Annotated in this window: 23 protein-coding genes and 1 tRNA gene; 10 read left to right on the forward strand and 14 right to left on the reverse strand. The window is 42.6% G+C overall.

What is annotated here, in order from left to right:
* Window positions 1-169: 169 nt before the first annotated feature.
* Both FLAVO9R_RS08340 and FLAVO9R_RS08345 read left to right on the forward strand, forming a co-directional pair.
* A complete protein-coding gene (locus tag FLAVO9R_RS08340) occupies window positions 170-1,207 on the forward strand; it encodes a S41 family peptidase (RefSeq protein ID WP_159530404.1) in 1,038 nt (345 codons plus the stop codon).
* Between the two features lie 64 nt (window positions 1,208-1,271).
* Entirely contained in the window at window positions 1,272-2,336 is a 1,065-nt protein-coding gene (locus tag FLAVO9R_RS08345) for a type 1 glutamine amidotransferase domain-containing protein (protein ID WP_159530406.1), read from the forward strand.
* A gap of 485 nt (window positions 2,337-2,821) precedes the next feature.
* Here the strand turns inward: FLAVO9R_RS08345 and FLAVO9R_RS08350 are convergent, their stop codons facing one another.
* Window positions 2,822-3,403: a hypothetical protein gene (locus FLAVO9R_RS08350; protein ID WP_159530408.1), complete on the reverse strand. Its 582-nt coding sequence runs from the start codon at window positions 3,401-3,403 to the stop codon at window positions 2,822-2,824.
* Between the two features lie 190 nt (window positions 3,404-3,593).
* Between FLAVO9R_RS08350 and FLAVO9R_RS08355 the strand changes: the two genes are divergently transcribed.
* A complete protein-coding gene (locus tag FLAVO9R_RS08355; protein WP_232370611.1) occupies window positions 3,594-4,763 on the forward strand; it encodes a serine hydrolase domain-containing protein in 1,170 nt (389 codons plus the stop codon).
* 110 nt (window positions 4,764-4,873) lie between these two features.
* On the opposite strand, the gene FLAVO9R_RS08360 is transcribed toward FLAVO9R_RS08355, so the two are convergent.
* Window positions 4,874-4,965: transfer RNA gene (locus FLAVO9R_RS08360), tRNA-Ser, on the reverse strand.
* 237 nt (window positions 4,966-5,202) lie between these two features.
* Between FLAVO9R_RS08360 and FLAVO9R_RS08365 the strand changes: the two genes are divergently transcribed.
* The 6 genes from FLAVO9R_RS08365 to FLAVO9R_RS08390 all read left to right on the forward strand — a co-directional run bounded on the left by FLAVO9R_RS08365 (window position 5,203) and on the right by FLAVO9R_RS08390 (window position 8,508).
* Window positions 5,203-5,868: a Bax inhibitor-1/YccA family protein gene (locus FLAVO9R_RS08365; RefSeq protein ID WP_159530410.1), complete on the forward strand. Its 666-nt coding sequence runs from the start codon at window positions 5,203-5,205 to the stop codon at window positions 5,866-5,868.
* A 126-nt stretch (window positions 5,869-5,994) separates the two neighbouring features.
* The gene (gene tusD / locus FLAVO9R_RS08370) at window positions 5,995-6,384 is read left to right on the forward strand and encodes a sulfurtransferase complex subunit TusD (protein WP_159530412.1); all 390 of its coding nucleotides are present in this window, start codon (window positions 5,995-5,997) and stop codon (window positions 6,382-6,384) included.
* Window positions 6,384-6,746: a DsrE family protein gene (locus tag FLAVO9R_RS08375; protein WP_159530414.1), complete on the forward strand. Its 363-nt coding sequence runs from the start codon at window positions 6,384-6,386 to the stop codon at window positions 6,744-6,746. Before tusD ends, FLAVO9R_RS08375 begins: the two co-directional genes overlap by 1 nt.
* The gene (locus FLAVO9R_RS08380; protein ID WP_159530416.1) at window positions 6,746-7,123 is read left to right on the forward strand and encodes a hypothetical protein; all 378 of its coding nucleotides are present in this window, start codon (window positions 6,746-6,748) and stop codon (window positions 7,121-7,123) included. Before FLAVO9R_RS08375 ends, FLAVO9R_RS08380 begins: the two co-directional genes overlap by 1 nt.
* 159 nt (window positions 7,124-7,282) lie before the next feature.
* The gene (locus FLAVO9R_RS08385; RefSeq protein WP_159530418.1) at window positions 7,283-7,630 is read left to right on the forward strand and encodes a TusE/DsrC/DsvC family sulfur relay protein; all 348 of its coding nucleotides are present in this window, start codon (window positions 7,283-7,285) and stop codon (window positions 7,628-7,630) included.
* A 59-nt stretch (window positions 7,631-7,689) separates the two neighbouring features.
* Complete coding sequence (locus FLAVO9R_RS08390) at window positions 7,690-8,508, forward strand: HAD family hydrolase (RefSeq protein ID WP_159530420.1); 819 nt, start codon at window positions 7,690-7,692, stop codon at window positions 8,506-8,508.
* A 220-nt stretch (window positions 8,509-8,728) separates the two neighbouring features.
* Here the strand turns inward: FLAVO9R_RS08390 and serS are convergent, their stop codons facing one another.
* The 6 genes from serS to lrp form a co-directional block, all read right to left on the reverse strand.
* The gene (serS, locus tag FLAVO9R_RS08395; RefSeq protein WP_159530422.1) at window positions 8,729-10,021 is read right to left on the reverse strand and encodes a serine--tRNA ligase; all 1,293 of its coding nucleotides are present in this window, start codon (window positions 10,019-10,021) and stop codon (window positions 8,729-8,731) included.
* A gap of 10 nt (window positions 10,022-10,031) precedes the next feature.
* A complete protein-coding gene (gene crcB, locus FLAVO9R_RS08400) occupies window positions 10,032-10,415 on the reverse strand; it encodes a fluoride efflux transporter CrcB (protein ID WP_159530424.1) in 384 nt (127 codons plus the stop codon).
* A gap of 5 nt (window positions 10,416-10,420) precedes the next feature.
* A complete protein-coding gene (locus FLAVO9R_RS08405; protein ID WP_159530426.1) occupies window positions 10,421-11,755 on the reverse strand; it encodes a replication-associated recombination protein A in 1,335 nt (444 codons plus the stop codon).
* Between the two features lie 10 nt (window positions 11,756-11,765).
* Window positions 11,766-12,521 (reverse strand): outer membrane lipoprotein chaperone LolA, encoded by a 756-nt coding sequence (gene lolA, locus FLAVO9R_RS08410; RefSeq protein ID WP_159530428.1) that lies wholly within the window; start codon window positions 12,519-12,521, stop codon window positions 11,766-11,768.
* Window positions 12,522-12,526: 5 nt separating this feature from the next.
* Window positions 12,527-15,214 carry a DNA translocase FtsK gene (locus FLAVO9R_RS08415; protein WP_159530438.1) on the reverse strand — a complete coding sequence of 896 codons (2,688 nt, stop codon included), beginning with the start codon at window positions 15,212-15,214 and terminating at the stop codon, window positions 12,527-12,529.
* 240 nt (window positions 15,215-15,454) lie between these two features.
* Entirely contained in the window at window positions 15,455-15,940 is a 486-nt protein-coding gene (lrp, locus tag FLAVO9R_RS08420; RefSeq protein ID WP_013784161.1) for a leucine-responsive transcriptional regulator Lrp, read from the reverse strand.
* 146 nt (window positions 15,941-16,086) lie between these two features.
* Between lrp and ald the strand changes: the two genes are divergently transcribed.
* Window positions 16,087-17,217 carry an alanine dehydrogenase gene (gene ald / locus FLAVO9R_RS08425; RefSeq protein WP_159530440.1) on the forward strand — a complete coding sequence of 377 codons (1,131 nt, stop codon included), beginning with the start codon at window positions 16,087-16,089 and terminating at the stop codon, window positions 17,215-17,217.
* 156 nt (window positions 17,218-17,373) lie between these two features.
* Here the strand turns inward: ald and pyrF are convergent, their stop codons facing one another.
* The 6 genes from pyrF to rpsA form a co-directional block, all read right to left on the reverse strand.
* Window positions 17,374-18,069, reverse strand: coding sequence for an orotidine-5'-phosphate decarboxylase (pyrF, locus tag FLAVO9R_RS08430; protein ID WP_159530442.1), 696 nt, complete (start codon window positions 18,067-18,069; stop codon window positions 17,374-17,376).
* A 7-nt stretch (window positions 18,070-18,076) separates the two neighbouring features.
* Window positions 18,077-19,246, reverse strand: a complete 1,170-nt coding sequence (gene lapB / locus FLAVO9R_RS08435; RefSeq protein ID WP_159530444.1) for a lipopolysaccharide assembly protein LapB — start codon at window positions 19,244-19,246, stop codon at window positions 18,077-18,079.
* Between the two features lies 1 nt (window position 19,247).
* Window positions 19,248-19,505: a LapA family protein gene (locus tag FLAVO9R_RS08440; protein WP_041452528.1), complete on the reverse strand. Its 258-nt coding sequence runs from the start codon at window positions 19,503-19,505 to the stop codon at window positions 19,248-19,250.
* 94 nt (window positions 19,506-19,599) lie between these two features.
* Window positions 19,600-21,939, reverse strand: coding sequence for a PilZ domain-containing protein (locus FLAVO9R_RS08445; RefSeq protein ID WP_159530446.1), 2,340 nt, complete (start codon window positions 21,937-21,939; stop codon window positions 19,600-19,602).
* Window positions 21,940-22,092: 153 nt separating this feature from the next.
* A complete protein-coding gene (gene ihfB / locus FLAVO9R_RS08450) occupies window positions 22,093-22,380 on the reverse strand; it encodes an integration host factor subunit beta (protein ID WP_013784167.1) in 288 nt (95 codons plus the stop codon).
* 76 nt (window positions 22,381-22,456) lie between these two features.
* Window positions 22,457-24,127 (reverse strand): 30S ribosomal protein S1, encoded by a 1,671-nt coding sequence (gene rpsA, locus FLAVO9R_RS08455; RefSeq protein WP_159530448.1) that lies wholly within the window; start codon window positions 24,125-24,127, stop codon window positions 22,457-22,459.
* Window positions 24,128-24,151 lie beyond the last annotated feature (24 nt).

Here is a 24,151-nt window from a genome sequence, read left to right on the forward strand (position 1 = left end):
AATCAACTTTATTCACCTGAAATCGTACTGAATAGCTTACTTATTGAAAGTGATGTGAAGGTGAAATTTATTCTTATACAACATTTCACTCCAAATTTACTTAAGAGTACTGATGATTGTTAGTTCATTCAATAAACGAGGTAATAACGTGCATCAAATGGAAAGAAACATGAATCGAAAAAATTTATTCTGGCTGAGAGATATTAGCATCTGCCTTAAAAGTAGAAAGCACGACATTATTTTGCTTTTTTCACTGTTTCTTCTGAGTACAACTCAATCCTTTGCACAATATGAACCTGTTGAACAGGTTCAGTTTAACAACCAGATAAAACTTGAATTAGTTGATGAATTGATAGATAAAATTAGTCATAACTACGTAGAAATTGATAAAATTGAAATTATTATCAATGAGTTAGAAAGTGTTAAACATGATAAAGCGTTCGCGAACGTAAAATACCGGCAGGATTTTACAACGTTTATAAATAAAGTCCTTCAAAAAAATGACCAGCATTTTTCTGTCTCAAGCAACCCTGAAATTAGTGGGTTACAAAAAAAAGAAACATGGTTTGAAAAGCTAGCGAGGCTCGATTTCGGTTTTGAACGTGTTGAAGTCTCTGAAGAAAATATAGGTTTCCTAAGTTTTTGGGGGTTTGCTGACCTCAACGAGACTTCCAAAGAAGTGATTTCAAATCACATGCAAGCAATTGAAAATGTAGATGGCCTTATCATTGATTTACGAGAGAATGGTGGTGGCAGCGCGCAAACTGTTCAGTACATATCAAGCTTTTTTTTGGAGGCTCGACAGCACCTAAATACCTTTTACTCGAGAGCTTCTGATAGCTTCGAAGAATTTTATACAGATCCTGCCATTGATTTCCCTCATTTAAGTCAAATCCCAATAGTCATAATTATTGGGCCAAATACGTTTTCAGCTGCCGAAGAGTTTGCTTATAACTTCAAACATATGTCTCGTGCGTTGGTCATTGGAAAACCCAGTAAAGGAGGCGCCAATCCTTGGCATTACTTTGAGCTCAAGTATGGACTGCGAATTGCCATACCAACGGCAAAAGCCATCAACCCTATTACCCAAACAAATTGGGAAGGTATTGGTGTAGAGCCACATCTATATACAGAGCCTGAAGATGCAGAACAGAAAGCCACTGCGCTATTAGTCACGAAGTTGCACGGTAAAAAGAAAGGTTACTAATCACAATAATTGACCTCAAATTGACTTCTCTTTCAACAAAATAACACTTTTTAAAGGAATCAGTATGTTTAAAAAGATTGGTCTTATAATCCTTACTCTGGTTATTGGCATATCTGGCTTTATTGTGTGGTTTTTTAGTCTTCTTGGAAACGAGCTAAAAGCTGACTTTAGCCAACAACAACCGCAAGATATTCGCTATATATCCGAGGGCGTTAACGATAGTCGCGGACGTATTCTAGCAGTGCTGACTAGTGAAGAGACATTAGGTGCGACGGGGAAAACTACAGGTTATGAACTTACTGAACTTGCGCGGGCGTTCTACGTTTTCCAAGCTAATGGGTTCAGCGTTGATATAGCCAGTGTTCAGGGTGGCGAACCCCCAATGGTGATAGACACCGATGATATGGGCAAGTTTGACTATGCTTTTTTGAATGATGATGAAGCAATGCATAAAGTAAAAAATTCTTTTGCTATTGAAAGCGCAAACTTAGCAAACTACGACGGTATATACTTCGTTGGCGGTAAGGGTGCAATGTTCGACTTCTCAAATAACGCAGGTATCAAGGCTGCCGTGTCTCATTTTTGGCAAACGAAAAAAGTTATTGTTGCCGTATGTCATGGACCAGCAGCGTTCGTTGATGTTGTTTCCGACACGGGTCAATATTTTCTTGAAAACAAAAGAGTTTCCGCTTTTACAAATTCCGAAGAGCTGTTTTTAATACCCAATGCTAAAAATATTTTCCCCTTTTTATTAGAAACAAAATTGAGTGAACAAGGTGCCACTTTTATCGCCGGTGAAAATTATCTTAATCAAGTCAGTGTTCACGACAACTTAATTACTGGACAAAACCCTTGGTCTGTTTGGGAAGTCGCTGAAGAGACGGTTAAGGCATTGGGTTACAAGCCATTGCCTAGAGTAAAAACGGCGGAAGAAAATAGTATTCAGATTTTGACAATTTTTGTTAATCAAGGCCAAGAGGACGCTCTTAGACGCATAAGCGAGATTAACCAAAACCCGAGCGCAAACATAAGTAGGCTTACCATTGCTACCCACGCTCTTGTCGCTGGTATTAAAGGGGAGCTTTATAAGTCGTCTCAATTGCTGACGCTTTTAAACGCAGTTGAGTAACGCGAATAATGAAATCAAACCTATTTATTACGTTAATCGATTATCCAAATAGACAATTCACTATACGCCCCTACTCCGGTATAAGATTTTAAACGCACTATAACTCAGCGGGTCTTGACCTTAGAAAGTTGCGAGGAGGCAACCTTATAGTTCGTTGCGTGTATCCAAAGCGTCGAGGGCAAATTGCTGCTTTATAAGCTGGTGATGTTGTGAGTTCAAATAATAACAAGCGTACAGACTCAATTTCAGAGGAGGATTGGCTTTTAATGGCAAGCGCGCCTAGTGACTTTGTATTATGTTTTACAAACGGCATGTGTAAAAATTTTCCAAAGGAAGAGATAAAAGGATACTCGTTGCCGTAATTAATTGCTCACAACCGCGACCATACCGAGAATCTACAACTATTTTTTAGATCAAAAAAAGCCCAACTTCGCTTTTATTGCGAAGTCGGGCTTCAGTATATTAATTTGGGCGTAATTACTTGATTAGAATTCGTATCTTATACTCATGTTTACGATTTCTTGGTCAGAGTACTTCGTATATTCAATGCCCCCTACCCCCCCCAAAAGGTCGTATAGAGCACCAAACCTATATGCTTTTTGGTCGGCGTCACCATCCCAATTTTGTACTTCGAAACCACCAAAGATCTCTAAGTTTTCGGTTAATTGGTAGCGAACGTTTGTAGCGGCACTAAAAAAGTCTGTTTCAGCGCTTGCAGAATCATTATTACGGGTGCCCGTCATATCAAAATTACCCAAGCCCAGTCTGTAATCAAGTGTCAGTTTGGGTGAAAAATTATGGATGTATCCCCCCGAGAACTGCCGTTGCACTACATCAAGCTTGAACCCATCATGAGAATCTGAAGAATCGGTATGCTTGTATTCAACAAAAAAGCCATACCCCAGCTCACCACTTACTCTGAGTTCATATCCATTTAGATTAAATGATTCAAGATCGGCTATTTCTGTTTTTACAAAGCCAGCCTGCAGGAAACTATAAGAAGGTTGAGCCGCATGTGCGAAACCGCAAAACGATAAGCACAAGGTAGGGAGAATAAGTTTATACATGTTTGTCCTTTATAAGTTTATCTAAACGACCTAAAGGCTAGCAACTCGATGGTGAATTGAAGGTGAAGGCACTATCGACAAAAAAACCAAGTCAAACTTTATTATCCATATTCGTTCACCCTTATTTCACTTTGCATATCTTAGTATTCGCTTACTACGAAACGGTACATTACTTATGAGGATATAAAATATGACAGGCAGAAAAATGTTACAAAAAACGTTGATCGCAAGTGTTGTGTGTTTAGGTTTAGCTGCTTGCGGATCAAGTAGCAATTCAACTGCGCCAATTATCCCAAGCCCACAACCTGCGCCAAACGTTGATTATCAGGAAATGCTACAAGCGGCAGTAAATTCTGGTGTGCCCGGGGTAGTAATGGCAATTGAAAGCCCCGAAATAGACTTTATTGGGGCAGCTGGGGTTGCCGATATTGACACTCAAGCACCTATGCAAACGTATCATCAAATGCCAACAGGCAGTTCAGGCAAAAAAGCCACGGCCTTATTAGTTGCTATGCTGCACGAAGAAGGCATGCTGGATATGGACGATCCAATATCAACATGGTTGCCCACGACTATTTTGTCTCGTATTGAAAATAGCGAGAGCATGACCCTCCGTCAGTTGTTAAACCACACTGCTGGTGTTTGGGATTACTTAGGTGACGGTAGTTCTGACGAATGGTTTGAAGCTATTATTGATGATCCGACATCAGTGAAAACTGATATTTTTGCTTTGCAGTTTGCACTTGATCAGCCCGCATACTTTGCGCCTGGCGAGGCCTTTAACTATTCCAATACTGGCTATTTATTAGCAGGTCTAATTCTTGATGAGGTACTAGGCGAGCATCACCATACCGCCATGCGCGAGCGTTTATTTATAGGTTTGGGAATGAACAATACTTATTATAATGGCCTTGAAAAGGACATGGGCAGCATTATTTCTGGGTACGCAGAATTTGATGATGAAATTGAAAACACGAAGTTCATTTACGAAAACATCGGTGTTGCCGATGCGCCATTAGTGTCTACAGTAGAAGATATGTCACTTTTATTGCGTGCCATCGTGAGTGAAAACTCAACCCTAGATTCCGCAATAACTGAACACTTATTTGCCAGTAACCGTCTTGTTCAGGTTAACAGTGAAACGCAATACGGCTTGGGGATATTTTATCAAAACATAAATGGTAAAGACGTATATCACCATGGTGGCGGCGACCCCGGTTATATTACTGAAAACTATTATGTGGCAGACAGCGATCTCACGTTAACCGTATTTTTTAACTGCAGTGGCTATGAAGATTGCCAAGCTCCGGCGGCAAACTTTATGAATAGTGTACTTGTAACTATTTTCGAGGTTAACTAGAAAGGCTAGCTAGCCTTTTCGTCGAAAGCGGGGGCTCCTCCCCGCGTTATCACATCAGTCTTTCTTTTAACCATAAAAAAACCCGCAACAGTGTGCGGGTTTCTAGAACTTGGCGGAGAGGGAGGGATTCGAACCCCCGGAAGGTTTGACCCTTCGCCTGATTTCAAGTCAGGTGCATTAAACCGAGCTCTGCCACCTCTCCAAGTGCTGCGTATCTTAATGATATTTTTATGACTGTAAAGTAAAAATTAAAAAAAATAAGTTAAGTGATGGCATTTCAAACAATTAGTGCGCTAATTGCGCGGTTGACACGTAATTCATACTTACTAACACTATTTTCATTTGAAACTACTTGAAAATGGGAACTAAAACCCATACAACATACACTAATAGTTAGTTTACCATTTTGGTTAAAGACAAAGTCCTTTTGGAGGAAACAATGGATCAACGTTCGATGTATTCAAGTGCATCTCAACCATCAGTGTTGCAAACGAACAAGGTTTTGCGCAACACCTATATGCTGCTTGCGATGACACTAGCGTTTAGTGCGGTTTGTGCCGGTGTTGCCATGGCTGTAGGTATTTCTCCTATGATGTCACTAGGCATGACCATTGGTGCATTCGTCACTTTATTTGTTGTACAAAAGAAAGCTGAATCAGCTTCAGGTATTTATTGGGTATTTTTGTTCACCGGTTTAATGGGTGCTTCATTAGGTTACACGCTTAACTTTTATTTAGGTGTAGCAGGCCCAGGCTTAATCATGGAAGCGTTAGGTGCTACAGCGTTAGTATTCTTCGCTCTTTCTGGTTATGCACTTACTACCAAAAAAGATTTCTCGTTTATGGGCGGTTTCTTGGTTGTAGGTTTAGTTGTTGTGATTGTAGCGGCGATTGCGAATATGTTTTTCGCAGTACCTGCGGTAAGCTTGGCCATTAGCGCAGCTATCGTATTTATTATGTCTGGTTTCATCTTGTTTGATACAAGCCGTATCATCAACGGTGGCGAGACAAACTACATCCGCGCAACGGTTTCTTTATACTTGAACATTTATAACTTGTTCACGTCTATGCTTCACCTTCTAGGTGCATTTGGCGGCGACGACTAAGTTCAACGTAAGCGTTTAAATAAACACCCCGTTACTGGGGTGTTTTTGTTTCTACGGCGCAGTTTTTATTACTAGAATAAACCTTAGATTTATCACTAAATTAATCACCAACCATATTGTAGAGTCATGGCACACTATTCAATTTTAATAACAAGTTCTCCTTATGAAGGTCAACATGCACAGCGTGCGGTTTCCTTTATCAATAGTGCTATTGCACAGGGGCATACTGTTAATAACGTCTTCTTCTATGGCCAAGGTGTGCATCATGCTAATGGCTTCATGGTAGAAGTAGGTGATGAGTTTTATCCACTGGCCGCGTGGAAAGCGCTTAAAAACGATCATGACATTACGCTGCTCTTTTGTATTACTGCCGCTGTTAAACGCGGCGTATTAGGCGAGCAGGAAGCTGCTAGCGCCGGGGTATCAGGTGCTAATGTGGCAGAGGGTTTTGAACAGGCTGGTTTAGGTGAATTTTTTACCGCGCTTCACGACTGCGATAAGGTGGTACAATTTTAATGGCTACTTTATTAATTCGATTTACGCAACCCCCTTATCAATCTAGCACCAGCCAAGATGGGCTAGACTTTGCACTCGCTGCCACCAACTATGGCCATGAGATCATTGTGCTGTTCGAACAACAAGGTGTATTGCAGCTAACTAAAACTGAATCTGTTCGCGGAACAAAAAACCACAGTAAACGGTTAGGCTCCCTGCCCTTTTTCGATATTGAAGAATGTTACGTTTGCGAAGAAAGTTTAAGGCAGTCGCCTCTAGCTAACCAAAAACATGAGTTAATAGCGCAACTAGATGCTTCACTGTTATCAATTGATGAAAAGCTAGCACTGTGCGCGCGTGTAGACCATGTGGTGACCTTCTAATGCTCTTTATTGTAAAATCTTACCCGCTAAATGCTGTAGCGATTAAAACACTTCAGCAGGCGCTTAAAAGTGCTGATTCTGCCAACGCCCTTGTGCTAATAGACGACGGTGTGTATTACGCCCAATATTCTGATGACGGTTTGTTTTGCGGATTTGCGAATTTAGTTTCAGCGAGCTTAGGCTTAGCGAACACAATAAATGCCCGTGAAGATTTGCGCAGGGAGACAACAAGTATGTTCGCCTTACAAGAAGATATGGCGCTACGTGGGGTAAGTCGTTGGGTAAATGAAGGTGATAATAAAGTATCTGTCACGCCGATATCGTCCGATGAGTTAGTATCCCTTACAGATACTTTTTATCCTGTGGTGTACTTATAAGTTACTTCTTAAGGTCGTTGTTCAAGCACTTAACTTAAATAAGGCGTTTAAACCTTTATCATTCATATTTGTACCTTTAAGCATCCACGTCTTTGCGCAGCAGTAAAACCTAACACTGACACGTACAATGCCCAATGCGTCAATTACAGAGCGTTATTAATGACCCAAGAACAGTTTCATTTTGAATTTAACGGCACAGCCATCCCTACTGACAAAGCAGGTTATCTGCTTGATCATACCTTGTGGAGTGAAGATATGGTGCCAACCCTAGCAGAAAACGAAAACATTACACTCAGTGAGCCTCATTGGGAAGTTATTCGCTTTGTACGTCACTTTTATGAAGAGTTTGAAACTAGCCCTGCTATCCGTGCGCTAGTGAAAGCGATGGCAGCTAAATATGGGCCAGAAAAAGGTAATAGCCGTTATTTACAACGTTTGTTCCCTAAAGGGCCAGCCAAGCAAGCTACCAAACTTGCTGGGTTACCTAAGCCTGCAAAGTGCTTGTAAAACCAGTTTAAGCTAGCGCAAACGATTAGGCACTCATTAAGGTTAAAGAGGAGCAACACATGGATCTTATTTTCTTCGATTTAGACGGGACGCTGTTAAATAGCGAATCACAAATTTCAAGCTATACCCGTGAGACCTTAGCTCTGCTGAAACAGAACGGTATTGCATATACAGTAGCGACGGGCAGAACCATGCTATCCGCTAACAGCATTATTGCAGAAGATAACTTTCTGCTGCCCCATATTTATAATAACGGTGTGGCTATATGGGACCCAACAGCCAATGCATTAACCCTCGAAAACCTAGTCAATACTAATGAGCTTGAATTCATTATTCATCTTGCGCATCAAAATGATATCACCCCTTTTGTTAACGTTATTGATGGCACATCTCATGTTGTTTATCACCCCACGGCAAAACACCCAATAGAACAAAATTTACTAGACAAATATTTTAAAAAGACAAACGCAATACTTCGCCCGATAAGCCAACTTTCCCTTTCCGCTAAAATAACCAACATCAGTATGATTGGCGACAATACAACAGTTAGGAATATGTGGAAAACCATTAACGACGTTGAAAACCTTATTGCGTATTCAGGGCCCGCAATAGAGGGAAATTCTTTTAGTTGGATGGATATTCACCACCGTGCAGCAAGTAAAGGTAGTGCGGTCATGAATTTGAAACAACAACTGGGTGCTACCAATGTTATTTGTTTTGGCGACAGCGACAACGATTTAAGCATGTTTGAATTGGCTAATGAATGTTACGCCCCCGACAACGCTAAGACTGTTATCAAAAACGCAGCCAGTGAAGTAATTGGACATCATAATGAAGACGGTGTAGCGCGCTTTCTCAGGCAGCGATTTTCACTTTAATTAACAAGTGCTACACGGTAATTCCAATGTACGAAGCCATTTGCCTTTAGCTATTTATATCCCACATATATCACACATACAAATAAGCTCGCAGATAGAACATCTACGAGCTTAAAATAGTCATTAAATATGAAATGTAGGTGTCGGCTCTAGACCTTAAAGGCTATGCCTCAAAGTGCATGCCTCAAAGCGCATGTCTCAAAGCGCATGCCTTAAAGGCTTACGCTTTTATCACTTCTACACCATTCATATAAGGAACAAGGGCTTTAGGTACCGTTACACTTCCGTCAGCTTGTTGGTAGTTTTCTAAAATAGCTACCAACGTGCGGCCAACCGCTAAACCAGAACCATTCAATGTATGAAGCAACTCAGGCTTGTTCGTTTCTGGATTTCTGAAGCGAGCTTGCATACGTCTGGCCTGAAAATCTACCATGTTTGAACATGATGAAATTTCACGATACGTATTTTGCGCTGGCAACCATACTTCTAAATCGTAGGTTTTACATGCGCCGAAGCCCATGTCACCAGTACAAAGCAACACTTTACGGTATGGCAATTCAAGCTTCTGTAAAATAGTTTCTGCGTGCTGAGTAAGTTCCTCTAATGCATCGAAACTATCTTCAGGCTTCACTAGCTGTACAAGCTCAACTTTGTCGAACTGATGCTGACGAATCAAACCACGGGTATCACGGCCATACGAGCCTGCTTCTGAACGAAAACAAGGGGTATGCGCAGTCATTTTAATCGGTAGCGATTTCTCGTCTAGAATTTCATCACGGGCAATATTCGTCAACGGCACTTCTGCCGTTGGAATAAGTGAAAGCCCTTGGCCTTCTTCTGTTGCTGGCTGCGTATGAAATAAGTCTTCACCAAATTTAGGTAATTGCCCTGTTCCATACAGGCTGTCAGCGTTTACCAAAAACGGCACGTACATTTCATCGTAACCATGTTCGGTGGTGTGAACATCCAACATGAACTGGGCAATAGCACGGTTTAAGCGAGCCATATCACGGCGCATCACTACAAAGCGACTGCCTGTTAATTTAGTTGCCGTAGCAAAATCTAAGCTGTTATTTAGCCCTTCACCAATATCAACGTGATCTTTCACGTCAAAATCGAAAGCGCGTGGCTCGCCCCAACGTGAAATCTCCACGTTGTCGTCTTCGTCTTTACCTTCAGGTACCGACTCATGCGGTAAGTTAGGAATGCCTTGGGTAAACGCCGTGATTTCATCAAGCAATACCGTTAGTTCAGCTTTAGCCGCATCTAAGTCATCGCCTAATTTGCCCACTTCTGCCAACAAAGGCGCAATATCTTCACCTTGTGACTTCGCTTTACCAATGGACTTACTTCGAACATTACGTTCGTTCTGCAGATCCTGTGTTTTGGACTGAAGTGTTTTTCTTTTTTCTTCTAGCGAGTTAAATGTTGCTACATCGAGGTTATAACCACGGGCAGCCAAACGCTTGGCAGTTTCTTCTATATCGCCTCGTAAACACTTTGGATCTAACATGTGTTCCTACTTATCCTTTCATGAGTTCAATAGCTAGCCAACCTGCTAATAAGCAAGCGCCAACGTTAAGAAATATGTTAGCAATGGCTTTTAACCACAGCTCGTTTTCTAATAATGTGAGCGTTTCCACAGAGAATGTTGAAAATGTAGTAAACGCGCCCAACAACCCTACCCCAATTAATGCACGAAAGGGAGAGTCGGTTAATTCGTTGCGCTCAATAAAGCCGTATAGCGTAACTAAAGCAAATGAGCCTACAACGTTCACCGCTAGTGTACCAAAGGGCATACTTTTTCCAAACCAAGAATCTATGGTTGTGGTGCAAAAATAACGCAAGCAAGCCCCAAATGCCCCGCCCGCTGCAATATAGCAGTATAAAATAACGCCTTGAGGCACAATATTCACCGTTTTTGATTATTACGCGCATGTTGCGCGTGTTTGTTAAGCTTGTCTAAATAGTCACGTTTTGCTTTAAGGGCTTTTTCTAAACCGCGCTCGTTAGGTTCGTATAAACGAGTGCCTGCAATGCTATCGGGCAAGTAAACCTCTCCTGCGGCAAAAGCATTAGGTTCGTTATGGGCATACCGATAGCCGTCGCCATAGCCTAAGTCTTTCATTAAGTCAGTTGGCGCATTACGTAAATGCATGGGAACCGGCGCATCTGAAGTTTTTCGAGCTAATGCTTTGGCTTGACTGAAGGCCATATAAACAGCATTACTCTTTGCCGCTAAGGCACAATAAACAGCAGCTTGCGCTATTGCACGTTCACCTTCAGCAGGCCCTACGCGATGAAAGGTATCCCAGGCGTTTATGCTTAACTGCATGGCTCTAGGGTCGGCATTGCCTATATCTTCCGAAGCAATGGCCAATAATCTCCTAGCGACATACAGCGCGTCACCACCACCGTCTAATATACGAGCGTACCAATATAATGCAGCATCAGGGTCTGAACCCCGTACCGACTTATGAAACGCCGATATTAAGTCATAAAATGTATCACCTTTATTGTCGTAGCTGGCAATTTTTTCGCCTACGGCTTGTTCAATATCGGCAATAGAAATAACACTGTTCTCGGTAAAGTCGGCTGCTAGCTCTAAATACGTAAGTAACCTTCGACCATCGCCGCCGCACAACCCTAATAAGGCGTTACTGGCATCTTCCTCAATGCTTAATTGGCGTGAACCTAGCCCTTTCTCTTCATCAGTTAACGCGCGTTGCATTAATTCAGCAAGCGCCTCTTGTTCTAACGCTTTAAGTACGTAAACCCGCACACGAGAAAGCAATGCATTGTTTAATTCAAATGAGGGATTTTCAGTGGTGGCACCAATAAAAGTGACGGTGCCAGATTCTACAAAGGGTAAAAACGCATCTTGCTGGCTTTTGTTGAATCTATGTACCTCGTCCACAAACAGCAAGGTACGTTGGTTATAGCGAGAGTTTTCTTTTGCGGCATCCATTGCAGCACGAATATCTTTAACACCAGAAGTTACCGCTGAAATGCGAATAACCGAAGCATTGGTATAGGTGGCAATAAGCTCGGCTAACGTCGTTTTACCCGTACCTGGCGGGCCCCATAAAATCATAGAATGGCAATGGCCTGCTTCTAACATTTTACGTAGCGGTTTGTTGGTGCCTAATAGGTGCGACTGGCCGGCATACTCATCTATGGTAACTGGCCGCATTTTAGCTGCTAGTGGCGCAAAAGGTTCAAGCGGTTCTTTGTTATCGTTAATCATCTATTCTTTGCTATCGCTGATCATCAATAATATAGCTTTGCGGCACGTCTACAGAGAATAGGTTATCTTTAGCAGTATCAATAGCAAAATCTAAGTCTTGGTTGCTAAACACTAACGCACTGGTTTGGTCTTGTGCATCAAGCATATCTAGCGTCGACAGAATACCGTCGCTGTTGAACCCTAATGTCAGTGACTTTATTTGGCCATCTGTCGATTTAGGCACAATTTGGTATTGCTCTAACGTTGAACTGGCCTTCGCGTCATCAAGCTTACTGATCACAAAGCTATTCCAGGTTTCATCGTCGTTAGCCGTTAATAAAACAATAGGATTGTCTTTAATCGCTCGGTCTTGCGAAATAATAGTCACCTGTTCAACAAAGGTATCGATATTCCATACCGCTTCACCATCGGCAATCAGCAAGGTTTCATCAGGAAAGGTGGTTTCCCAGCGAAGTTTATTGGGGCGCATCATGGTTAGGGTACCTTGGGCTTCATGCACAATATTACCTTGGGCATCCGTTACCGTTTGGTTAAAAGCAGCTTGGTATTGCTGTAATCCATGTAAGCGTTTTTTTAAGAGTACATTTGCATCATCGGCTTTTGAAATTTGTTCAGCACTGTGAGAGGTAAATTCAGGCTTTGTTGCAGATTCAACCACCACTGCGGCCTCACCACTGATATCATTAATTGCCTCTACCGGCATTGCAGATAAGCTTAACGGCGCCGTTAGCGCCATTGCCATCATAATAGGTACTACTTTGTTCATTCTTTTTAATCCTTAGGCGCTGGCGGAGCTAATACTTCGCGGTTACCGTTGTGACCCTGTGCACTTACGACGCCACTAGATTCCATTTGTTCCACTAATCGTGCGGCGCGATTGTAACCAATTCTGAATTTGCGTTGCACACTAGAGACACTTGCCCTTCTTGTTTCGGTAACAAAGGCGACGGCTTCATCATAAAATGCATCAAATTCTTGATCTTCACCTTCGGCTTGTTCACCGGGTAAAAGTACCTCGGCGGACGCTTCACCATTTAATATTTCATCAATATATTTAGGCGCACCTCGACGCTTCCAATCTGCCACAACAGCATGAACTTCATGGTCGTCTACAAACGCGCCGTGCACACGTGTAGGTACTGGGCTACCTGGTGGCAAGTACAACATATCACCCATACCTAGCAGTGCTTCAGCACCTTGCTGGTCTAAAATAGTTCGTGAATCAATTTTACTGGAAACTTGGAATGCAATACGCGTTGGAATATTCGCTTTAATCAGGCCGGTAATAACATCTACCGAAGGTCGCTGCGTAGCCAAAACTAAATGAATACCAGCTGCTCGGGCTTTTTGCGCAATACGAGCAATAAGCTCTTCCACCTTTTTACCTACAATCATCATCATGTCGGCGAATTCATCTACCACAACCACAATAGCAGGCAGCTTTTCTAAATCAGGCGCATGGGGCTCCATGCTTTCTTCACTCTTCCACAACGGATCTTGAATAGGCGTACCAGCAGCAATCGCTTCTTCCACTTTTGCGTTGTAGCCTTTTAGGTTTCTTACCCCTAAGGCACTCATCAAGCGATAACGACGCTCCATCTCGCCTACACACCAACGAAGGGCGTTGGCCGCTTCTTTCATGTCGGTTACCACTTCGGCAAGCAGATGCGGAATGCCTTCATATACCGATAGCTCAAGCATTTTCGGGTCTATCATGATCATACGTACATCTTCTGGCGTGCTCTTATAAAGCAAGCTTAAGATCATAACGTTAACCCCAACCGATTTACCTGACCCCGTTGTACCTGCCACCAACAAATGAGGCATTTTAGCCAAATCTACTATCACAGGCTTACCGGAAATATCTGCACCTAACACCATGGTAAGCGGTGAACTATTGCGCTGGAATGCATCGCCGCCAATCACTTCACTTAAACGCACCATTTCACGCTTTTTGTTTGGAAGCTCAAGGCCTATAACAGATTTACCCGGAATAACTTCCACTACACGCACCGATATGGCAGACATAGCGCGAGCCAAATCTTTAGATAGCCCCGTAATTTTGCTTACCTTCACCCCAGGCGCTAAATCTAGCTCGAAACGCGTAATTACAGGGCCGGGATAAACACCCACTACCGTGGCTTCAATATTAAAGTCAGCAAGTTTCTCTTCAACTAGCCTTGAAATACCGTCTATCTCTTCCTGAGTGAGAGGGTTTTCGTGTTTATCTGCACGCTCAAGCAAGTCGAACGAAGGCATAGCCGTAATAGGTTCGCTCCCCTCCCCTTCATGACGAGTAATGGATTTTGCTCCCATCGCCACTGGTGTAAAGGGTTGATGTACTGGCTTAGGCGCTGGCTGTGGTGCTGGTGCTGATTCGGGAGCAGGCGCAGGCTGCGCGTCTAATGGCTCTGCATTAACAGGCTCAGCAGTGTGTTGTGCCTCAGTCGCTTGCGCTTCATCTAACGTATCGGTTTGCGATATATCGAAGGTTGGCTCAATCATTTCATCAGACTGCGACTGAGTATCTTGGCGATTAACTGCAGCTTCGTCATTACTAGAAGGCTTGGTTTCTTTCACTTTGTTGCGCACTGCTTCACGCATTCCTGATAAAGAAAAACTCGACTTAGGTTTGCTTTCGGTATCTGAAGGAGCATGACGCTGATTTTCAAAAGGCGGAACATCATCTTCGTCAAACACATCATCAGGAACACCAAATGAAGGTTCACTACGCTCTGCCTGAGGTGGCGGCGTATAGACAGGTTCAGGTGTTTCTGCGGGCTCTGCACGCATGCTGGTTATGTCTAATTCATCATTTTCAGACTTTGCACTACGAGAAGGAAGCGCAAGCCTTGGCATATCGAGCGCAAGTGCCTGTTGGGGTAAAGAGACACATTTGCGCCCAAACCAAAGCGTCATTTCACCAAGTCTGTCTACAATACTTAACCAGCTAATACCCGTGAGTAAAGTAAAGCCAGTACAGAAAAAACACAAAAGCAATAAAATAGTGCCTGCGGTATTAAAGTACGGCACAAGGGCTGAACTAATAACATCGCCAACAAAGCCGCCGGCAGAAAAGTTGTATATGTCGTCAAAATTTATACTGGCAATTCCCGTGGCACCCAGTGCCATCAATAAACCACCAATAATACGTAAACCAATTGTGAGGTAATCGAACTCTTCCAAGGCTTTTATGTGCTGGAATAAGAACCAACCTAAAAAGGCGGCACCAAAAGGCAGTAGGTAAGCTAAAAAGCCAAAAGAGAAAAGTAATAAATCGGCACTCCACGCGCCGGTAGACCCTACCCAGTTATGTACGTCTAATTGCAAGCCGGCTTGGCTCCAGCCAGGGTCACCCGGATGAAAAGATACTAATGCCAGCAATAAGAAAAAGGCGAAGACACAGGCTATTATCATGCCGGCTTCCCAAATTCGCTGAATCCCTGTTAATTGCGTCATAACCCTAAGTCACTTATTAAACTAAATTGATGTTTCGATGTTGTGATAATTCTATCGATAAAGAAGAATACAAATGCAGTGCCAATATTATCGTAATGTTTTCAATAAGTAATTTATTAATAAGGTGTATTACAAATCGGTTTACGTACACCCACTATTGCGGGTGAAATTCACATTAACAATAACCACTGTATTTTTGCACAGCCTATCACAAATGCCCATAATTGAGCCATGCTTTCATTACTTCAAATTAATCCGAAGTGATGTTGTACTTTTCACTTCTTCCATGACTACATAGGTTCGTGACTCACTCACACCTGGAAGGCGCAGTAAGGTGTCGCCCAATAATCTACGGTAACTCGACATGTCTGCAACCCGTGCTTTTAGCAAGAAATCAAAATCCCCAGAGACAAGATGGCATTCTTGAATATCGTCATGGAGCCTAACTGCCGCAGAAAATTCTGCGAAGATATCTACTGACGTCTTCGTTAACGTTATTTCTACAAAAACGAGCATGGCCGCACCCAGCTTTTCTGGATCAACCACGGCATGGTAGCCTTTTATATAGCCTTGGCTCTCTAACCGCTTAACTCGCTCTAAACAAGGACTAGGGCTCAAGCCCACGTCTTTCGCCAATTCCACGTTTGATATTCGCCCGTTTTTTTGTAGCGAAATCAGTATATTCCTGTCTATTCGGTCAAGGTGTTTTGGAGTTTTTACCAACATATTTTATTCCGACTTAATCACGCTATGCCAGATTATATGCTGCAACTGATATTTTTTCAGCACATAGTTCGTTTTTATCTCACGTATACTGAATCAAATAATAATCGGCAAGTGAGCCACTAGGCTAATCAATTAGAGGAAAAGTTATGTTAATCGGTGTACCAAAAGAAATTAAGAACCATGAATATCGCGTTGGCTTAACGCCTGCGGCAGTAAAAGAGTTTACCAGTCATGGTCATTCAGTGTTAGTTGAGACGCTAGCCGGTGATGCAATTGGTTTTACCGATGAAATGTACGTTGAAGCTGGTGCTTCTATCGCATCAACTGCTGAGCAAGTTTTTGCTGAAGCAGAAATGATTATTAAAGTGAAAGAGCCTCAAACGAATGAATGTAAAATGCTTCGTAAAGGCCAGACCCTTTACACTTACCTTCATTTGGCACCTGATCCTACGCAAACAGAGCTTCTTATTGCTTCTGGCGCAACCTGCATCGCTTACGAAACCGTAACCGACGACCGTGGTGGTTTGCCATTATTAGCGCCAATGAGCGAAGTGGCTGGCCGCATGTCAGTTCAAGCCGGTGCACATTATTTAGAAAAAGTACACGGCGGCAGCGGTACGCTATTGGGCGGCGTTCCTGGCGTAGCTCCGGGTAAAGTGCTTATTATTGGTGGCGGTGTTGTAGGTACGCAAGCAGCTAAAATGGCTTTAGGCCTAGGCGCTGACGTCACTATTCTAGATCGTTCACTTCCTCGCCTTCGTCAGTTAGATGACATTTTTAACGGCCAAGTTAAAACGGTTTACTCAACGGTTGATGCTATAGAGCATTATTCTTCAAAAGCTGATCTTGTTGTTGGCGCTGTACTAATTCCTGGCGCTGCAGCACCTAAGCTGCTTAACCGCGAACAAATTGCGGCCATGAAGCCAGGCTCTGTATTGGTAGACGTTGCTATTGACCAAGGTGGTTGTTTTGAAACTTCTAAAGCCACTACACACCAAGACCCTGTATACATCATTGAAGACGTTGTGCATTACTGTGTTGCGAATATGCCAGGTGGAGTTGCACGTACTTCAACGATGGCCCTTAACAATGCGACGCTACCGTTTGGTTTAGCATTGGCGAATAAAGGCCCTGCTAAAGCTATGCTTGAAGATAAGCATTTATTGAACGGTCTTAACGTTCATGAAGGCAAAGTAACCTATAAAGCAGTCGTTGATGCATTAGGTGAAAAGTTAGGTTTAACTTACACACCTGCACAAGAAGCACTTAACGCGTAAGCGCGCATAAGTAAATGTTTGGCTTACTAGTACTTATATAAGTACTAGTAAATAAAAACGCCCAGTAAGTGGTTAGCATATTGAATGCGACACTACTGGGCGTTTTTTTGTGTGTATTCTTTTGTTATTTTTTGTTTAAAGTTAGCTAGTCGGCAACTAGCTAATAGAGGCGTTTACCTGCTTCAATACATCCATAGGGTCGCTAGCTTGCGTAATAGGTCGTCCCATTACTAAATAACTTACCCCACTGTCGATTGCTTCTGATGGCGTCATTACACGCTTTTGATCGCCCGCATCACTCCCCTTAGGGCGAATACCCGGAGTCACCAACAAAAAGTCGTCGCCAATTTCATTACGTAGCATCGCGGCTTCTTTAGCAGAACACACTACACCATCTAAGCCCGCTTGGGCAGTTAACGACGCTAGGCGCAACACTTGTTGCTCGGGTGTTACATTATCAATCACGCCGCTTAGCTGCGATTGATCCATGCTGGTGAGTACAGTAACCGCAATTAATTTGGTTTCAGGACGGCTACTTTGCGCAATGCCTTCTTTGGCAGCCTGCATCATTGGAAGTCCACCGCTGGCGTGCACGTTTACCATCCACACGCCAAGTTCAGCGGCTGCTTTGCATGCTTTACCCACTGTGTTGGGGATATCGTGAAATTTCAAATCAAGAAAAACGTCAAAGCCTTTCGCCACTAAAGATTTTACAAACTCAGGGCCAAATAAGGTGAACATTTCTTTGCCCACTTTAACTTTACACAGGCTGGGATCTAATTGGTCAACAAACGAAAGTGCTTGTTCTTGGTTGTCATAGTCGAGTGCAACAATAACGCGAGGTTCTTGCATGGTAAAGTTATTCTCCGTCTAGCCCTTTTATCGGTTTTACTACGCCCCATTTTTTACATGAAGGACATAGCCAGTAGAGTTTACGCCCCGAAAACCCGCAGCTATGGCAGCGGTATTTAGGGCGTTGCAACATTTGCTTTTCTACTAATTCTTTTAATATACGTAAGCTCTCTGCTGAGGTTTTATCGTCTAATTGGTCGATATACAAACCCATTAAGGTTTTGAAACCACGCATGGTTGGGCGTTTACGTAGTTGTTCTAATAGATAATCCGCCGCTTGCGTGGTATCGCCTTTTTTCAACAATACATCAACCATAGCAAGGTACGAGGTTGCACATTCTTGCCAATGGGCTTCTAAGCTCTCGGCGAAATTATCCCAATCTCCGGTTTCTTCCGCAATTTTTTCTAAACTAGGTACCGCTTCACTGAACCAATTAATGTCACGCTCTGCCACTTGCACAAAATACGCCCGTGCGTCGCTGTAACGTTGTTGTTGAAGTGCAAGCTGCCCAAACATTAACCAAGGTCTTACGGCATGCTCATCGGCGTTAACGGCCTTTTGAAGCAAGGACAACGCAGAGCCCTGATCATCGTCTTTTAGCTTCGCTACGGCATGTTCACAATAAAAATGCGCTAAACGTTCACACACATCATCGTTGTCGCCATGACATTCCACCATGCGCTCAGCAAGTTCAATGGCTCTGTCCCATTCTTTGGTGGTTTGGTAAATACTAAATAACTGTGTTTGCGCAACCAAATAGTGCTTATCACTATTGAGTAGTTGAAGAAAGGCGTTTTCAGCCCGTTCTAAGAAACCAGCGTGAGTGTAATCATGCCCAAGTTCTTTTAACGCGCTTTCACGTTGCGTAGGTTGAAGCTCGTCTCGGCTTACTAGGTTTTGGTGAACCTTTATGGCTCTGTCTATTTCGCCGCGGTGGCGAAAAAAACTACCCATCGCAATGTGAGTTTCAACCGTATCGCTGTTCACATTAATCATTTTGATTAAGGTGTCTACCGCTTTATCTGGTTGATCGGAAAGGAGGAAATTTAAGCCTTTATAATAATGCTTAGACAGAATACTAGACTGTTTACGTTGTGCTTGGCGAACACTGTTACGGCCCATAATCCATCCGTAACCTGCTGCAACAGGCAAAAGTAAAAACAGCAGTTCGAGCATATTAGTGTTCTTTTTTCAGGCTATTGATTTTTGAATTCGCCGACAACAACTGTACGCGTAAACGCAACCAGCTTGCTGACATAATAAGTATCCCTACTAACACACCCAAAGAAAGCGCAATAGCAATAAGGGTGGAAACCCGCATGTTAGCTTGAGCAATAAGATAGTTAACGGTGATATAGGCTTCGTTTTGTGTGCCAATGACAAACGCAAATGTCAGTAATACCAAAATGGCGAGTATTGTGAGGATCCCTTTCAAGACCAAACCCTTCTTGTACGTAATTAATAAAGAATAGCAAAATGCAGCAAGAGATAACACCAAAACCCAAGGTTTTAGTTGTGCTTACTTAGCGTTAGGCGGTGGCTTCATCTTCTGATAAAGGGCGCTCTTGCTTTGCAATTAATTTGGCCATAACCAAGTCGTGATGCAATGCAGACATATTAGTCACAAAAATACAGTGTGTATAGCCAGCTTGCATGGTTTCTAATTTATCGTACATTGCCTTATCAAGTTTAGACAGCTGTGCTAAGCGCTTCTTTGTCAGCGGTGTAGTGGCGCCATAACAGCGTATAGCCGTTACATTAGTGGCACTCACTTGCACTTTATCTTCTTCTAGCTGATTTTGAATTTGTGTGCGTAATTTAGAATAAAGAAAATCGCTTTCTTTTATGTATACCAAGCGATTGTCGCTTTTACGTACACAATGCACCACAAGATTGTTTTCAACATCGCCTTTAAACATGGCATCAAGCATCATAGATTTAGGCTTAGCCACCGCTTTATCGGCAAAAAAACCATGTAATGGAATAATGTTGGCGGTACGTGAAAATGGGTATAAATCGTCAGATGAATCGCTTTGATAAACGGTTTTAAGTCTATCCAGAATATGCCTGTTCATTACGCAAAGTACAGCGAGCGAAGGCATATGACGTACTGCTAGCTCCCAAATAAATCGATGGGTTGAGCGTTGAATACGCGCTATATCTCTAATTTTGAAATACGCGGAATTTTCCTCAACCATGGCATCAACACTTGCCCCAGCTTTAGATTTTTTTACATCTTCTAAGCATAGGCGTACAACGCCTGACGAAGCGTCATAGTGAACAACCTTATATTTCTCGTTTTTAATTTTAAGGTCTGGTACCGATACCCGCACTTCATTTTGCAGTTCAGTGCCTGGTGCAACCATTATCTTCATACCACTGGCAGATAAATCGGCAACACGTACATTAATTGAAGATAACAGCCCTACTTTTATCATGGCGACTTTATCGATGATATACCGGGTCTCAGAACGCCTATCAAGATCATCTTCCATCACAAAATCAATGGACCAGTTGTCGCCCGAAGCCCGCAGCGTTTTCGATAAGGGTTTAAAATCACACTTTTCGCTTAGGGTTAAATTAGTAAGGTACATAGAGATATCGCGGCAGTACATTACGTGGCTTAACGCAGCAAGATGCTCAAACTCTTTGCTAGGGATATCATGAATAGCGAATGCTTTTACTTTGTCTTCACGGCTTACATCTTCTAAGCGGCACTGCGTACAAGTAAACTCCCCACTTTTAACCAGTAGATAAACGATAGCATTGAGCTGACCAAGTTCTACAAGTTGGCGATGGGTTGCAGTGATGGTAATTGCACCATTTTTAGTTTTAATGATGCCATGAAAGACAAAAGCTTCATTGTACTTTTTTAATTCTTGAACCAGATTTTCAAAATGCGCTTTGTCTTGCAGACTCGCCAGTAATTTTTCTGAATTGTTATTATCCACATTCGCTTTAGTAAATAGCGCAATAATTGGCTTAAGGGATTTTTGATGGGCAGAAAGAAATACTGGCAACCACGGGCTATTTTCTAAAATACGATCTCGTTCGAGGTCTTGCATTGCCCTTTCAATTTCTAAGTCTCGCTGCAAAGGCTGTTTATACGACGTGCCTTTAATGTACCGCTTTAAACTATTCAGTAACGTCAGATCTGTTTCTGAAGACATAATGAAAAACGATTCATACTTACCAAGGTGTTTATTGTACTTTATCGCATCCAGCTCATAGGTAATTTCAGTCGGCTCGGTGGTTAAGCCCATCACTTCTGGTATAACGAAGGTTACAATATCACCAGTGGTCGCATTAGGCGGTCGTTTTGTTTCTACAGCAATACCTGTAAAAGAAAGGGAGCTAACCGTACAGTGCCTGCCCTTTTCAAAATCTACGGAAGACACGGTGAAGTTGGGTCTTACAGCAATGTCATCACCAAAATCTATATCAGTAAATGACTGGCTTTCTACATTAAATGCTTCAACAATTTTTTTAAATTGATCGCGCTTAATTTGTGTTTGATAAAAATCGGAGTTCATCACCGATTCAAACACACCTACGGTATATCGTTCTTGATATAAGGCAGTTTCATTTTGAAGGATTTTAGCGCCCACTTTGTCTAAACGCATGGGGATGCCAAAATGTTTGAACTTCATGACAGGGAATTTTGCGAATGCAGAATTGTCCGCAGATGCATCAGTTAAAGACGTAAGCCTAATGACTTCCTCTTTAATGATTTTGCGGATATTGCCTGGGAGCCGCTTTGAAAATTTATTAATACCTTCCAATAAGCGATTATCTTGCTCATAAGGAATTAAGGCACGAATAAGCGGCTGATACTGCTTTATGATTTGTTGTTCTTCGCCGGCCGACATTGGTACACCATGCACCGTATTTAATTAACTACAATCTATTCAGATTTGAAAATAAAACCTGCATCCAGATATAAATTTAAACTTAAGTAACGAATATACCAAATTTTTTTTCAATAGATATAAAAAAACCGCAACATGTGCGGTTTTTTTTATTTAAGCTATGGAGGCGTCTACTCTTTCTCGAAGCTCTTTTCCTGGCTTAAAGTGAGGGACATATTTTCCATCTAACTCTACTGTTTCGCCAGTTTTTGGGTTACGTCCCACGCGCGGAGCGCGGTAATGTAATGAAAAACTGCCGAAGCCTCGAATTTCAATCCTGTCACCTTTTTGAAGGGTCTGGGCCATCTGTTCGAGAAGTTCTTTAATTGCCAGTTCAAGATCTTTCGCAGGAATTTGACGCGCTTGATCCGCGAGCCGTTCAATTAATTCAGACTTGGTCATACCAACCTCGTTTCAATATTATCGTTAAACAGCTACTGCGAACAAGGGAGTGCAAGACACTCCCACATATAGCTTATTATTCGCCTTTAGCAGCTTTAAATGCTTCTGCCATTGCGCTAGCAAAACCAGCATCTTCTTGCTGATTAACCTTGTCGATAGCTTCTTTTTCGTCAGCCTGATCTTTTGCTTTCACAGATAGGTTAACGGTGCGGTTTTTACGGTCAACGCCCATAAATTTCGCTTCGATGCTGTCGCCAACGTTAGCAGCTTCAGTTGCGTCTTCAATACGCTCAACAGATAAATCTGCAACGCGAATGTAGCCATCAACTTCTTCAGAAAGGTTAACTGTAACGCCTTTAGCGTCAACTTCAGTAACCGTACCTACAACGATAGCACCTTTCTTGTTATCTGTCAGATACTTGTTGAAAGGGTCTTCTTCGATTTGCTTAACGCCAAGAGAGATACGCTCACGCTCAGGGTCAACTTGAAGAACAACAGCTGAGATTTCGTCGCCTTTCTTATAGTCACGAACAGCGTCTTCACCAGACTTGTTCCAGCTAATGTCAGAAAGGTGAACTAGACCGTCGATGCCGCCGTCAAGGCCGATGAAGATACCGAAGTCAGTGATTGACTTGATCTTACCAGACACTTTGTCACCTTTTTCGTGTGACTTAGCGAAAGTTTCCCAAGGGTTGTCGATGCACTGTTTAAGGCCTAGAGAAATACGACGACGTTCTTCGTCGATTTCAAGAACCATAACGTCAACTGTGTCACCTAGGTTAACAACCTTAGATGGGTGGATGTTCTTGTTAGTCCAATCCATTTCAGAAACGTGTACAAGACCTTCAACGCCGTCTTCGATTTCAACGAAGCAGCCGTAATCGGTAAGATTCGTAACCTGACCAGAGATCTTAGTACCTTCTGGGTAACGTGAAGCAATTTCTTGCCATGGATCGTTGCCCATTTGCTTCATGCCAAGAGAAACACGTTGCTTCTCTTTATCGAACTTAAGTACTTTAACGTTGATTTCGTCACCAACATTTACGATTTCACTTGGGTGCTTAACGCGCTTCCAAGCCATATCGGTAATGTGTAGTAGACCGTCTACGCCACCAAGGTCAACGAATGCTCCGTAATCAGTAAGGTTCTTAACGATACCTTTGATTTCGTGGCCTTCTTCAAGGTTAGCAAGAAGAGATTCGCGCTCTGCGCTGCTTTCTGCTTCAATAACGGCACGACGTGAAACAACAACGTTGTTACGCTTAGCGTCAAGTTTGATAACTTTAAATTCTAGCTCTTTGCCTTCAAGGTGAGTTGTGTCACGTACTGGACGTACATCAACCAATGAACCAGGAAGGAAAGCGCGCACTGTGTTAACTTCAACAGTGAAACCGCCTTTAACTTTACCGTTGATAATACCTTTAATGGTAACTTTATCATCGTAAGCTTTTTCCAGCTCAACCCACGCTTCGTGACGCTTCGCTTTTTCGCGAGAAAGGATTGTTTCACCGAAACCATCTTCTACTGCGTCTAGAGCTACATCTACTTCGTCACCGATAGCGATTTCAAGCTCGCCTTCAGCGTTTTTAAATTGGTCAGCTGGGATAGCACTTTCTGATTTCAAGCCTGCATCAACAAGAACGATGTCTTTGTCGATAGAAACTACAGTACCTTTTACAATTGAACCTGGACGTGTTTCTAGTTCTTGTAAGCTTTCTTCAAAAAGTTGTGCAAAATTTTCAGTCATAAGGTTTAAATTAACTTTAAGTTG

This window comes from Alteromonas sp. 38 (genome assembly GCF_902506055.1).
GTDB lineage: Bacteria > Pseudomonadota > Gammaproteobacteria > Enterobacterales > Alteromonadaceae > Alteromonas > Alteromonas lipotrueae.

Bases quoted from the DNA above. Each gene is read 5' to 3' on its own strand.
- FLAVO9R_RS08405 (WP_159530426.1), bottom strand. From the start codon at position 11,755: ATGATTAACGATAACAAAGAACCGCTTGAACCTTTTGCGCCACTAGCA.
- FLAVO9R_RS08355 (WP_232370611.1), top strand. From the start codon at position 3,594: ATGACAGGCAGAAAAATGTTACAAAAAACGTTGATCGCAAGTGTTGTG.
- FLAVO9R_RS08350 (WP_159530408.1), bottom strand. From the start codon at position 3,403: ATGTATAAACTTATTCTCCCTACCTTGTGCTTATCGTTTTGCGGTTTC.
- FLAVO9R_RS08390 (WP_159530420.1), top strand. From the start codon at position 7,690: ATGGATCTTATTTTCTTCGATTTAGACGGGACGCTGTTAAATAGCGAA.
- FLAVO9R_RS08415 (WP_159530438.1), bottom strand. From the start codon at position 15,214: ATGACGCAATTAACAGGGATTCAGCGAATTTGGGAAGCCGGCATGATA.
- lrp (WP_013784161.1), bottom strand. From the start codon at position 15,940: ATGTTGGTAAAAACTCCAAAACACCTTGACCGAATAGACAGGAATATA.
- ihfB (WP_013784167.1), bottom strand. From the start codon at position 22,380: ATGACCAAGTCTGAATTAATTGAACGGCTCGCGGATCAAGCGCGTCAA.
- FLAVO9R_RS08375 (WP_159530414.1), top strand. From the start codon at position 6,384: ATGGCTACTTTATTAATTCGATTTACGCAACCCCCTTATCAATCTAGC.
- FLAVO9R_RS08365 (WP_159530410.1), top strand. From the start codon at position 5,203: ATGGATCAACGTTCGATGTATTCAAGTGCATCTCAACCATCAGTGTTG.
- ald (WP_159530440.1), top strand. From the start codon at position 16,087: ATGTTAATCGGTGTACCAAAAGAAATTAAGAACCATGAATATCGCGTT.
- FLAVO9R_RS08345 (WP_159530406.1), top strand. From the start codon at position 1,272: ATGTTTAAAAAGATTGGTCTTATAATCCTTACTCTGGTTATTGGCATA.
- rpsA (WP_159530448.1), bottom strand. From the start codon at position 24,127: ATGACTGAAAATTTTGCACAACTTTTTGAAGAAAGCTTACAAGAACTA.
- serS (WP_159530422.1), bottom strand. From the start codon at position 10,021: ATGTTAGATCCAAAGTGTTTACGAGGCGATATAGAAGAAACTGCCAAG.
- tusD (WP_159530412.1), top strand. From the start codon at position 5,995: ATGGCACACTATTCAATTTTAATAACAAGTTCTCCTTATGAAGGTCAA.
- FLAVO9R_RS08380 (WP_159530416.1), top strand. From the start codon at position 6,746: ATGCTCTTTATTGTAAAATCTTACCCGCTAAATGCTGTAGCGATTAAA.
- FLAVO9R_RS08445 (WP_159530446.1), bottom strand. From the start codon at position 21,939: ATGTCGGCCGGCGAAGAACAACAAATCATAAAGCAGTATCAGCCGCTT.
- FLAVO9R_RS08385 (WP_159530418.1), top strand. From the start codon at position 7,283: ATGACCCAAGAACAGTTTCATTTTGAATTTAACGGCACAGCCATCCCT.
- lapB (WP_159530444.1), bottom strand. From the start codon at position 19,246: ATGCTCGAACTGCTGTTTTTACTTTTGCCTGTTGCAGCAGGTTACGGA.
- lolA (WP_159530428.1), bottom strand. From the start codon at position 12,521: ATGAACAAAGTAGTACCTATTATGATGGCAATGGCGCTAACGGCGCCG.
- FLAVO9R_RS08340 (WP_159530404.1), top strand. From the start codon at position 170: ATGAATCGAAAAAATTTATTCTGGCTGAGAGATATTAGCATCTGCCTT.
- pyrF (WP_159530442.1), bottom strand. From the start codon at position 18,069: ATGCAAGAACCTCGCGTTATTGTTGCACTCGACTATGACAACCAAGAA.